A 12,133-nucleotide genomic window follows, 5' to 3' on the forward strand; every position below is an offset into this window, starting at 1 on the left:
CCCGCGCGAGCCACCCGCCCGGCTGCTCGCCGACTCGCCTACTCCTGTCCGTACCGCGGATCGACCGACTCCGGGGCGAGCCCGAGGAGCTCCGCGACCTGTTCCACGACGACCTCGTGGACGAGCAGCGCACGCTCGTCGCGGTTCTTGGTGCGGATCTCGACGGGACGCCGGTAGATGACGATCTGCGCCGGCCGTTCCTTCTCGGCGGACAGCGCGTTCCCGAGCGGAACGGTCTCCTCCCCGGTGCCCGGCACGTCGAGGACCACGAAGTCGACCTCGGCCAGCTGCGGCCAGCGCCGCTCCAGCCGCTCCACCGAGTCCTGCACGAGATCACGGAAGCCGTCCGCGCGGCTGGCCGAGAGCGGCACCTGGGGCGGGGCGACGGGCCCGCGCATGCCTCGGCCGTGTCGGTCTCGGCGCCGCGGTCGCGGCTCGGACGGGAGGGGCGGTACGGGACTGTCCATCACCGACGCAGCGTAACGCTCCGCGGGGCGGGCGGACGGCGGCTGCCCGGGAGGGGACCGGGCTGACCGTTGTTGAACAATCCGGCCATGAGGGAGCCCGTTTCCGGCCCCGCTCCCGATCGCTGACCTCATGCCTTATGACCGCTTTTGGGGTGAGTGGTGACCGGAATCATTACCGTCACGGCCGGCGACCCTCTGTTGCCATGCAGGTCAGGGGAGTTGTCGAGGAGGCGGCTGTGTGCGAGGTCACAGGGCGACACGGTGGGGTGACCTGAGGGAGAGTCGTCGCAGCCCGCTCAAGAGTGCGGTAGCGTCCACCATCGTGAGCCCTGTACGTCGCTGTTCGCGCACCGCGTGCGGCCGCCCTGCCGTCGCGACACTGACGTACGTCTATGCCGACTCGACTGCGGTCCTCGGCCCGCTCGCCACCTACGCCGAGCCCCACTGCTACGACCTCTGTGCCGAGCACAGTGAGCGGCTCACCGCGCCCCGCGGCTGGGAGGTCGTCCGGCTCTCAGATCCCTCCGCGCCCACCCGCCCCAGTGGTGACGACCTCGAAGCGCTCGCCAACGCCGTACGGGAAGCGGCGCGTCCGCAGGACCGCGGCGGCGACGGGACCAGGGGTGCCGGCCCCCGCGCCGCGGACCCGATGGAGGTCGCCCGCCGGGGCCACCTCCGCGTGCTGCGCTCGCCCGACTCCTGAGCGATCGCCGGTACGCCGCCCGGCAGGTGAGGCGTCCGGGACCGCCGGGTACTTTGGCGGTCCGAAGAAACCCTCAGGAGGGCCGTTCCGTGACCGCAGACCTGTCGCAGCTCGTGAAGGCGTACGACGTCCGCGGGGTCGTGCCCGACCAGTGGGACGAAGCCCTCGCCGAGCAGTTCGGAGCGGCGTTCGTCGAGGTGACGGCCGCCGAGGCGATCGTGATCGGCCACGACATGCGCCCCACGTCCCCGGCCCTGTCGGGGGCCTTCGCCCGTGGTGCGGCGGGCCGCGGCGCGGACGTCACGATGATCGGTCTGTGCTCGACGGACCAGCTGTACTACGCGTCGGGGGCGCTGGACCTGCCGGGCGCGATGTTCACGGCCTCGCACAACCCGGCGCAGTACAACGGCATCAAGATGTGCCGGGCCGGAGCCGCGCCGGTCGGCCAGGACACGGGCCTCGCGGAGATCCGCACCTTGGTCGAGAAGTGGTCCGGGCCCGGCACCCCCCAGCCGGCCGGGGCCGGGACCCCCGGCACGATCACTGAACGGGACACGCTCAGCGACTACGCCGCGTATCTGCTGTCGCTGGTGGACCTGACCGCGATCCGCCCGCTGAAGGTGGTCGTGGACGCGGGCAACGGCATGGGCGGGCACACGGTCCCGACGGTGTTCGAGGGCCTGCCCGTCGACCTCGTCCCGATGTACTTCGAGCTGGACGGCACGTTCCCCAACCACGAGGCCAACCCCCTCGACCCGAAGAACATCGTGGACCTCCAGGCCAGGGTGGTGGCCGAGGGCGCCGATCTGGGCCTGGCCTTCGACGGCGACGCGGACCGCTGCTTCGTCGTGGACGAGCGGGGCGAGGGTGTCTCCCCGTCGGCGATCACGGCACTGGTCGCCGCCCGTGAACTGGCGCGCAACGGCGGCAGCGGCACGGTCATCCACAACCTGATCACGTCCCTCTCGGTCCCGGAGGTCGTACGCGAGAACGGTGGCACCCCGGTCCGCACCAGGGTCGGCCACTCCTTCATCAAGGCGGAGATGGCCGCGCACGGCGCGATCTTCGGAGGCGAGCACTCCGCGCACTACTACTTCCGCGACTTCTGGAACGCCGACACCGGGATGCTGGCCGCCCTGCACGTCCTGGCCGCGCTCGGCGGCCAGGAGGGGACTCTCTCGGCCCTGGTGGCCGAGTACGACCGCTACACCGGCTCCGGCGAGATCAACTCCACGGTCGACGACCAGCAGGCCCGCACCGCGGACGTACGAGCGGCGTTCGCCGACCGCGAGGACGTGACCACCGACGACCTGGACGGCCTGACGGTCACGGCCCCGGACTGGTGGTTCAACCTCCGCCCCTCCAACACGGAGCCGCTGCTGCGCCTGAACGTAGAGGCCCGCGACGAGGAAACGATGGCAGCGGTACGCGACGAGGCCCTGTCCTTGATCCGCCGCCCCTGAACCCTCGACGGCCAAGACGTCCCCGACTCTTCCCTGACCGACCTCGGACTCCCATTCCGGCATTCCGGCCTTCGTGGCCGGCCCTGGCCCCCAATCTGGCCTTCATGGCCAACCTCGAATCCGGCCCCTGACCGGCCTCCGGCTCCCGAATCCCGTCCTTCTGACCAACCTGGGTCCCGAAATCCGGCCCCTGACCGACCTCCGGCTCCCCAATCCCGCCCCTCTGACCAACCTCGGCCCCGAAATCCAGCCCCTCCGGCGCTTGAGGAGCGGGGTCCGGGGCGGAGCCCCGGTTACGGGAAGGGGCGGGTAGGGGACAAGGCCCGCCGCAGGCGCCCCCGCCCCGCACACGGGCCCCGGCCGGGCCGCGCCCCCGCCCCGCACACGAGCCCCCCGGCCGGCCCGCGCCCCCGCCACCCCAGCGGTAGGCTGACGACGCCCGATCCAAGAACAGCACCAAGCACCACACCAAGAGCAACACCACGCACACGCACACGCACTCGCGCCCGCCCGAAGGGACCCACCCCATGCCGCTCGAAGCCGGCCTCCTGGAGATCCTGGCCTGCCCGGCCTGCCACTCCCCCCTCGACGACCGGTCGGCAGCCGACAGCCCCGAACTGGTCTGCACGGGCAAGGACTGCGGCCTGGCCTACCCGGTACGGGACGGCATCCCCGTCCTCCTCGTCGACGAGGCCCGCCGCCCCGCGTAAGGGCCCCACACCCGGGTGATCAGCACGTGATCGGAGGACCGTCCAAATGCTCGACGAGTCGTTGCTCGACGCCCCGGAAGCCCTGGCCCGAGCCGACCGCCGCGGTCTGCTGCACGGTGCCGCCGAGGCAGGGGCCAGGGTCCGTACCGCCGCCCGGCACGCGACAGAGGCCGGAATCCTCGCGCTGAACCCGGAGGGCCGCCCCCGTGCCGTCCTGGTCGCGGGCTCCGGGACCGCCGCATCCGGCGTCGCCGACCTGATCGGCGCCCTCGCCGGCGCCGCCGCGCCCGTCACCCGCATCCACCCCACCGGCGTCGCCCCCGCCGCAGGCGCGATGCGCTGGACGCTCCCCGGCTGGGCGGGCTCCCTCGACCTGCTGCTCATCGCCACGGCTGACGGCTCCGAGCCCGGCCTGGCACTCGTCGCCGAGCAGGCGTACCGCCGAGGCTGCACCGTCGTGGCGGTCGCCCCCCGGCAGTCCCCGCTGCGCGAGGCGGTCGACGGCGTGCACGGCCTCGTCGTACCGATGGCCTCCGCCCCGCACGGTGAGTACGACGCCGAGACGTCGGCGGCCGGCCCGGGCACCCTGTGGGCGCTGTTCACACCGCTGCTCGCACTGCTCGACCGCGTCGGCCTGGTCACCGCACCCCCGGAGACTCTGGAGAGCGTCGCCGACCGCCTGGACCGCACGGCGGAACGCTGCGGACCGGCCGTCGCGACGTACAGCAATCCGGCGAAGACCCTGGCCGCCGAACTCGCGGACAGCCTTCCGCTCGTCTGGACCGAGGGCGAGTCCGCGGGCCCGGTCGGACGCCGGTTCGCCGCGGTCCTGGCGGAGCTCTCGGGCCGCCCGGCCCTCGCGGCCGAACTCCCCGAGGCGCTCCCGGCTCACGGGGGACTGCTGGCCGGAGCGTTCGCCGCCGGAGCCGACCCCGACGAGTTCTTCCGTGACCGGGTCGACGAGCCGGAGGCCCTGCACGCCCGGGTCGTCCTGCTGCGCGACCGGCCCACCGGCGGCCTGAGCGCGGCCCCGGCGGCCCGTGAACTCGCCCTCGGCCACGAGACGCCGATCAGTGAGCTCGAACCGGAGGAGGGCAGCAGGCTCGAAGCCCTCGCCGAACTCCTCGCGGTCACCGACTTCGCCGCGGTCTACCTGGCACTGGCCTCGGAAGCCCGAGCCTGAACCACCACGCACTTCGGCACCACCACGGATTCCGGCACCACCACGCACTCCAGCATCACCACGCACCGCACGCACTCCAGCACCACCACGCACCACCACGCACTCCGGCACCACCCCGCACCCATCAAGATCCGCGCATCCCACAAAGCACGAGGACGAACTCCATGGACCGGCTCTCCAACACCGTGCGCCCGTACGCCTGGGGCTCCACCACAGCCATCCCCGCCCTGCTGGGTGTCGCCCCCACGGGCGAGCCCCAGGCCGAGGTGTGGATGGGCGCCCACCCCGGAGCCCCCTCCCGCATAACCCGAACCGAATCCGGGCCCGCCACCGAGCAACCCCTCACGGACGTCATCGCCGCCGACCCCGTCCGCGAGCTCGGCTCCGCCACCGTCGACAAGTTCGGTCCCCGCCTCCCCTTCCTGCTCAAGCTGCTCGCCGCCGGAGCCCCGCTCTCCCTTCAGGTCCACCCCGACCTCGCGCAGGCGCAGCAGGGTTACGCGGACGAGGAGCGCCGGTCCGTCCCGATCGACGCCCCCCACCGCACGTACAAGGACGCCAACCACAAGCCCGAACTGATCTGCGCGCTCACCCCGTTCGACGGCCTGTGCGGCTTCCGCGATCCCATCGAGGCGGCCGAGGCGATGGAGGGGCTGGGCATCGACTCCCTCAAGCCGTACGCCGACCTGCTACGGGCCCACCCCGAGGAGGCCGCGCTGCGCGAGGTCCTCACGGCGATCCTCACCGCGGACCCGGCACAGATGGCGGAGACGGTGACCGCGGCGGCCGCCGCCGCGGAACGGATCGGCGGCGCGTACACCCCGTACGCGCGCATCGCCCACCACTTCCCGGGCGACGCCGGCGTCATCGCGGCCATGCTGCTGAACTACGTACAACTCCAGCCCGGCGAGGCCATGTTCCTCGGCGCCGGAGTCCCGCACGCCTACCTCGACGGCCTCGGCGTCGAGATCATGGCGAACTCGGACAACGTGCTGCGCTGCGGGCTGACGCCCAAGCACATCGACGTACCCGAACTCCTGCGCATCGTCCGCTTCGAGGCGACCGATCCCGGGGTCCTGCGGCCCGAGGCGTCCCCCTCGGGAGAGGAGCTGTACGAGACGCCGGTCGACGAGTTCCGGCTCTCCCGCTTCGACCTCTCGCCCGGTGCCGACCCCGTCGACCTGACCGCGTCCACGCCGCAGATCCTGCTCTGCACGGCGGGTGCACCACAGGCCGGCGATCTCGCCCTCGTACCCGGCGACTCGGTCTTCGTACCGGCCGGGGAGACGGCCGAAGTGACCGGTACCGGCACGCTGTTCCGTGCCACTGTGGTGGCCTGACATACCGTCCGCACCATGGACTGCAAGAATGTCCGGCCGTACCGCGGCAGCCGGAGCCGCAGCCGTAGCACCGAACGAAGGGACACCAGGCACCCATGAGTGCGTCAGGCGGAACCAAGGCGATCGTGGCGGCGCTCGGCGCCAACCTGGCGATCGCAGTGGCCAAATTCGTGGCGTTCCTGTTCAGTGGCTCGTCGTCGATGCTCGCGGAGAGCGTCCACTCGCTCGCCGACTCGGGCAATCAGGGACTCCTGCTGCTCGGCGGCAAGAAGGCCAAGCGCGAGGCCACCCCCCAGCACCCCTTCGGGTACGGACGCGAGCGCTACATCTACGCCTTTCTCGTCTCCATCGTGCTGTTCTCGGTCGGTGGCATGTTCGCGGTGTACGAGGGCTACGAGAAGATCAAGCACCCGCATGAGATCGAGGCCTGGTACTGGCCGGTCGGGGTCCTGGTCTTCGCGATCGTCGCCGAGGGCTTCTCCTTCCGTACGGCCATCAAGGAGTCCAACGAGACCCGGGGTGCGCTGTCCTGGACGGAGTTCATCCGCCGCGCGAAGGCACCCGAGCTCCCCGTCGTGCTGCTGGAGGACTTCGGCGCGCTCATCGGTCTGGTCCTCGCCCTCGGTGGTGTGGGCCTGGCCCTCGGCACCGGTGACGGGGTGTGGGACGGCATCGGCACCCTCTGCATCGGCATCCTGCTGATCGTCATCGCGATCGTCCTGGCCGCCGAGACCAAGTCCCTGCTGCTCGGCGAGGCCGCAGGCACCGAACAGGTCGAGAAGATCAAGGCCGCCGTGGTGGACGGCGACACCGTCACCGGCATCATCCACATGCGGACGCTCCACCTCGGACCGGAAGAACTGCTGGTCGCCGCCAAGATCGCGGTCCAGCACGACGACACGGCCACCGAAGTCGCCAACGCCATCAACGCCGCCGAGTCCCGCATCCGCGAGGCCGTCCCGATCGCCCGGGTCATCTACCTGGAACCGGACATCTACAGCGAGGCGGCGGCCCGGGCCGGAACCAACCCGGCCAAGAAGCCGAGCGGATCGCCCACCGCCCAGGCCACACCGGCAACACCCCCCGCGCCCGCCCCCGAAGAGACCCCCGACACCCCGGCCGATCCGACAGCCGATCCGACAGCCGATCCGACGGCTGGGCCGACGGAATCCGGCCACTGACCGAACCCGATGCGCCTTCGAGGCCGTTCCCGACCCGGGTGGGCTGGGAGCGGCTGGGCCGTTCGGTGTAGATTCGACGGCAGTGCCAGACGTCGCTGCTGATGGCGGTCGAGCGGTCCGTACGCGGACCGGCCGAGGGAGAGAGGGCCTCCGACGGACTGCGCTGCGAGCCGCTCGGGCATTCGTATGTCCGGCACCGCAGAGCCGCCCACCCACCCTCGACCCATCACGAGGAGCAGCCCGTATGACTACGGTCGCCAATCGACAGGACTTCAAGGTCGCCGACCTCTCCCTCGCAGCCTTCGGCCGCAAGGAGATCACCCTCGCCGAGCACGAGATGCCCGGCCTGATGTCGATCCGCAAGGAGTACGCCGCCGCGCAGCCGCTGGCCGGCGCCCGCATCACCGGTTCGCTGCACATGACCGTGCAGACGGCGGTGCTGATCGAGACCCTCGTCGCCCTCGGCGCCGAGGTCCGCTGGGCCTCCTGCAACATCTTCTCGACCCAGGACCACGCCGCCGCGGCCATCGCGGTCGGTCCGAACGGCACCCCGGACGCCCCCGCCGGCGTCCCGGTCTTCGCCTGGAAGGGCGAGTCGCTCGAAGAGTACTGGTGGTGCACGGAGCAGGCTCTGACCTGGCCGAATACCGCCACCGGCGGGCCGAACATGATCCTCGACGACGGTGGTGACGCCACCCTGCTCGTCCACAAGGGCGTGGAGTTCGAGAAGGCCGGGGCGGCCCCGGACCCCTCGACCGCGGACAGCGAGGAGTACGCGTACATCCTCACGCTGCTGAACCGCACCCTCGGCGAGGCCCCGCAGAAGTGGACCCAGCTGGCGTCCGAGATCCGCGGCGTCACCGAGGAGACCACCACCGGTGTGCACCGGCTGTACGAGATGCACCGCGACGGCACCCTCCTGTTCCCGGCGATCAACGTCAACGACGCGGTCACCAAGTCGAAGTTCGACAACAAGTACGGCTGCCGCCACTCGCTGATCGACGGCATCAACCGTGCCACCGACGTCCTCATCGGCGGCAAGACCGCCGTCGTCTGCGGCTACGGCGACGTGGGCAAGGGCTGCGCGGAGTCCCTGCGCGGCCAGGGCGCCCGGGTGATCATCACGGAGATCGACCCGATCTGCGCCCTGCAGGCGGCGATGGACGGCTACCAGGTCGCCACCCTGGACGACGTCGTCGAGCAGGCCGACATCTTCGTCACCACGACCGGCAACAAGGACATCATCATGGCCGCCGACATGGCCCGGATGAAGCACCAGGCCATCGTCGGCAACATCGGCCACTTCGACAACGAGATCGACATGGCCGGCCTCGCCCAGATCGACGGCGTCGTCAAGGACGAGGTCAAGCCGCAGGTCCACACCTGGACGTTCCCCGACGGCAAGGTCCTCATCGTGCTGTCCGAGGGCCGCCTGCTGAACCTGGGCAACGCCACCGGCCACCCCTCGTTCGTCATGTCCAACTCGTTCGCGGACCAGACCCTGGCCCAGATCGAGCTGTTCACCAAGCCCGAGGAGTACCCGACCGACGTCTACGTGCTGCCCAAGCACCTCGACGAGAAGGTCGCCCGCCTCCACCTCGCCGCGCTCGGCGTGAAGCTCACGACGCTCCGCCCCGAGCAGGCCGCCTACATCGGCGTCGAGGTCGAGGGCCCGTACAAGTCCGACCACTACCGCTACTGATCCGGTAGCCGCGGCGGCCCGCCGGTGACCGGCCATGGTCACCACCGGTCAGTGACCACCGGCCACCGGCGGACCCCGAGGCCCGGGTCCCGGAACCTGAGGACGCCACAGCGCCACAGGTTCCGGTGACTCAGCAGCAGCTACGAAAGCAGGCCCCCGCACCCCCGTGTCGGGGGCCTGCTTCGTACCGCACCCGCACAGCCCGAGGAACCCGAAGGACCCCATGCCCCGCGGCCGATATTCGCTCCACGATCTTCACGACCACACCCCCCTCGGTGAAGAACACTTCCACTGCGCACCGGGCCCGTCGGGCTGGCGCTATGTCTCCCAGACGACCGCCCCGTCCGGCGATCACCTCGGCTCCATCGACCTCACCCTCGACGAACTCGGCCGCCCCATCCGTCTCGAACTCCACGCCGCGAGCTGGCAGATCCGTGGCGCCGCCCTCGAAGGCGTCACCTGGGTCCGCGCGGATCCGACCGGCACACACGCCGACGAAGGCAACGTCCGCGCCCACACCTTCGCCGGCACTTCCCCCGCGTTCCTCGTCGCGACCACACGCCTGCTGCGCCTCACCCCCGATTCCCCCGTGACCCGTCTCCGCGTCGTCACCTTCACGGATCCGGTCCTCGCGCCCCGCACTGTCGACCAGTCCTGGGCTCTGGTGAACAGTGAAGCGCACGCCACTGACAACGGCCCGCTGGTCGTGGACGAATACCAGGTCAACGCCCTGGACACCGGCGAGCAGCACACCATCCACATCGCCGGCGATGTGGTCCTCTCGGCCCCGGGCATCGAGTTGGAGGAACTGGAGTCCCCGCCCTCGACCCGCTAGGCGGGCGGCGCGAACCCGGTAGCGGGCGGCCGCGGCCGTTCCACCCCGGAAGCAGCCGCACTCGCTGTCGGACCCGCTGTCGGTCCTGCTGTCGGTCCTGCTGTCGGTCCTGCGGGCCGGAGAGGCGGCCCCGGCACCGTCCCCGGTACCGGCCCCGGTAGTCCCGTACCACCGGGGCCGGTACCGGCCCCGGGGCCGTCAACTCCCGTCCGGGAAGCGGCGTACAGCCGACGAGCGTCCCGGGCCTGCCGCTCGTTGACCACGGCCGCCAGATACGCGGCGGCGGGCACGCCCGCGGGTGTCGGGACACCGGTCCATCCGGCCAGTTCACCGGCCAGACGTTCGGCCATGGTCCGGCCCACGTCCGCGTCGAGCTGGTGCATCCGCGTCAGGTACTGGCGCACCGCCAGCCACAGTCCGTCCGGGACCGCCGACAGATCCAGTCCGGCGAAGCGCCCCACCAGCCAGGGCGGCGGAGGCGGAACAGCAGCGGACCGTCCGGCCGGCACCCGCTCGCGCACGACGAGCGTCCCGGCGAAGACATCGCCCAGCCGTCGCCCACGCTCCGACACCAGCGACGCGAGGGAGGCGACGACCCCGAGAGTCATGAGGATCTCCACGACACCCATCGCCCCACGCACCAGCGCGTGCCGGAACCGGATCGGCCCTCCGTCGTCCCGTACGACCCGCAGTCCGCACGCCAGCTTCCCCAGCGAACGGCCGTGGCTGAGCGTTTCCACCGCGATCGGCCCTCCCACCAGGACCAGCAGGAAGGCCGCCACCGAAATGGCAGCGGTCGCCGCGTCGTCCAGGCTGCCCGTGGCCACGACCAGGCCGACCGAGACCAGGACGAACACCGTGCCCACCACCGCCAGGTCGATGACCAGAGCCAGCGCACGGCTCGGCAATTTCGCCGGCCTCAGCCCCAGTACGACCGCGTCCCCGGTCACGAGCTCACTCATCGCCGCCCACCCTTCGCCGACCATCCCTGCCCCTCGGAGCCACAGTCTGCCAAGCTGACCCGAAAACGCGACGCAGTAGTACGGACCCGTACGCACCCATGCCTGGAGCAGCAGCCGACCATGGACCTCGACGTCTTCGTCAACGCCCACCGCAGCGAGTGGGACCGTCTGGACCACCTCCTGCACCGCGGGCGCAGGCTCACGGGCGCGGAAGCCGACGAGCTCGTCGACCTCTACCAGCACACGGCAACCCATCTCTCCCTGATCCAGTCCAGCGCCCCGGACCCCCTGCTCGTCGCGCGCCTGACACAACTGGTGGCCCGAGCCCGCGCCACGGTGACCGGCACCCGTCGCGCCTCCTGGCGCGACGCCGCGCGCTTCCTCACCGCGGGATTTCCCGCAGCGGTCTACCGCTCCAGGCAGTGGTGGATACCGACGGCTGTCCTCTCCACGCTCCTTGCCGCACTGATCGGCTGGTGGATCGGGACCCATCCGGAGGTCCAGTCGGCCATTGCCGCTCCGGAAGACCTCCGGCGCATGACGAACCCTGGCGGGGAGTACGAGACCTACTACTCAAGCCACCCCGCGGCCTCGTTCGCGGCTCAGGTCTGGACGAACAACGCTCAGGCAGCGGCCATGTGCCTGGTGCTGGGCGCGTTCCTCTGCGTCCCGGTGATCTGGATCCTCTTCCTCAACGTGCTCAACCTGGGCGTGGGCATCGGGCTGATGTCGTCGGCCGGCAGGCTCGACACCTTCCTCGGCCTGGTCCTTCCGCACGGGCTGCTCGAACTGACAGCCGTCTTCGTGGCAGCCGGTACGGGCCTCCGCCTGGGCTGGACCGTTATCGATCCCGGTCCGCACACCCGGCGCACAGCGCTGGCGCAGCAAGGCCGGGCCGCGCTCGGCATGGCCATCGGCCTGGCCCTGATCCTCTTCGTCTCGGGTGTCATAGAAGGCTTCGTCACCCCCTCCGGCCTCCCGACCTGGGCCCGCATCGCCGTAGGGATCGCCGCGGAGCTGGCCTTCCTCGCGTACGTCTACGTCCTTGGTGGCAGGGCGGCCCGCGCGGGCGACGCCGGCGACATCGCGGACGCCGAACGAAGTGCAGAACTTCCGGTCGCAGCCTGATGTGCGTACGACTCATCTGACCTGCTAGTCTCCTCTTCGCCCCAAAAAACCGTTGACACGGCGGATTGGGGGAGGTAGATTCGAACGGTTGCCTCGAACTGGACAAGTTCGGGCCCAGCAGTTAGCGTCATCTCGCTCTCACCGGAAATTGAATTTCCGCAGAGCCATTGATTCCCACTCTCTGGAACATGCGGCCGATTAGTTCGGCCGAACTGCTTCTGATAAAGTCGAATCAGCCGAAAGGCAAGGCCACTCCAACGGCCACCGGAAATCAAATTCGGACCGGAAACGGAACGAAGACGGGTCTGGTAAGGTTGGAATCGCTGGAAAGGGAAACGCGAAAGCGAAGAACTGGAAAGCGAAAATGCGAGGCCCGCTTCGACCGGGAATCGGACACGAAAGAGTCTGATAGAGTCGGAAACGCAAGACCGAAGGGAAGCGCCCGGAGGAAAGCCCGAG

Annotated in this window: 11 protein-coding genes; 9 read left to right on the top strand and 2 right to left on the bottom strand. The window is 70.6% G+C overall.

Annotated features, from left to right (window positions below):
* Positions 1-38: 38 nt before the first annotated feature.
* On the bottom strand, positions 39-467 hold the full coding sequence (locus tag ACFVJX_RS33145) for a metallopeptidase family protein (protein WP_384135529.1): 429 nt from the start codon (positions 465-467) through the stop codon (positions 39-41).
* A 322-nt stretch (positions 468-789) separates the two neighbouring features.
* Between ACFVJX_RS33145 and ACFVJX_RS33150 the strand changes: the two genes are divergently transcribed.
* The 8 genes from ACFVJX_RS33150 to ACFVJX_RS33185 all read left to right on the top strand — a co-directional run bounded on the left by ACFVJX_RS33150 (position 790) and on the right by ACFVJX_RS33185 (position 9,584).
* A complete protein-coding gene (locus ACFVJX_RS33150; RefSeq protein WP_384135527.1) occupies positions 790-1,170 on the top strand; it encodes a DUF3499 domain-containing protein in 381 nt (126 codons plus the stop codon).
* Positions 1,171-1,259: 89 nt separating this feature from the next.
* Positions 1,260-2,633: a phosphomannomutase/phosphoglucomutase gene (locus ACFVJX_RS33155; protein WP_384135525.1), complete on the top strand. Its 1,374-nt coding sequence runs from the start codon at positions 1,260-1,262 to the stop codon at positions 2,631-2,633.
* A gap of 527 nt (positions 2,634-3,160) precedes the next feature.
* Positions 3,161-3,343, top strand: a complete 183-nt coding sequence (locus ACFVJX_RS33160) for a Trm112 family protein (protein ID WP_018552946.1) — start codon at positions 3,161-3,163, stop codon at positions 3,341-3,343.
* Between the two features lie 46 nt (positions 3,344-3,389).
* Positions 3,390-4,526 carry an SIS domain-containing protein gene (locus ACFVJX_RS33165; RefSeq protein WP_384135524.1) on the top strand — a complete coding sequence of 379 codons (1,137 nt, stop codon included), beginning with the start codon at positions 3,390-3,392 and terminating at the stop codon, positions 4,524-4,526.
* Between the two features lie 164 nt (positions 4,527-4,690).
* Positions 4,691-5,866: a mannose-6-phosphate isomerase, class I gene (manA, locus tag ACFVJX_RS33170; protein WP_384135522.1), complete on the top strand. Its 1,176-nt coding sequence runs from the start codon at positions 4,691-4,693 to the stop codon at positions 5,864-5,866.
* 95 nt (positions 5,867-5,961) lie between these two features.
* The gene (locus tag ACFVJX_RS33175; RefSeq protein ID WP_384135520.1) at positions 5,962-7,047 is read left to right on the top strand and encodes a cation diffusion facilitator family transporter; all 1,086 of its coding nucleotides are present in this window, start codon (positions 5,962-5,964) and stop codon (positions 7,045-7,047) included.
* Between the two features lie 244 nt (positions 7,048-7,291).
* Entirely contained in the window at positions 7,292-8,749 is a 1,458-nt protein-coding gene (gene ahcY / locus ACFVJX_RS33180) for an adenosylhomocysteinase (protein ID WP_384135518.1), read from the top strand.
* A gap of 223 nt (positions 8,750-8,972) precedes the next feature.
* Positions 8,973-9,584, top strand: a complete 612-nt coding sequence (locus tag ACFVJX_RS33185) for a hypothetical protein (RefSeq protein WP_384135517.1) — start codon at positions 8,973-8,975, stop codon at positions 9,582-9,584.
* Here the strand turns inward: ACFVJX_RS33185 and ACFVJX_RS33190 are convergent.
* Entirely contained in the window at positions 9,581-10,546 is a 966-nt protein-coding gene (locus tag ACFVJX_RS33190; RefSeq protein WP_384135515.1) for an RDD family protein, read from the bottom strand. The two genes, ACFVJX_RS33185 and ACFVJX_RS33190, sit on opposite strands and share 4 nt — an antisense overlap.
* Positions 10,547-10,666: 120 nt before the next feature.
* On the opposite strand from ACFVJX_RS33190, the gene ACFVJX_RS33195 reads away from it, so the two are divergent.
* A complete protein-coding gene (locus ACFVJX_RS33195; protein ID WP_384135513.1) occupies positions 10,667-11,674 on the top strand; it encodes a stage II sporulation protein M in 1,008 nt (335 codons plus the stop codon).
* Positions 11,675-12,133: the final 459 nt, after the last annotated feature.

It is taken from the genome of Streptomyces sp. NPDC127177 (assembly GCF_042672475.1).
Classification (GTDB): Bacteria; Actinomycetota; Actinomycetes; order Streptomycetales; family Streptomycetaceae; genus Streptomyces.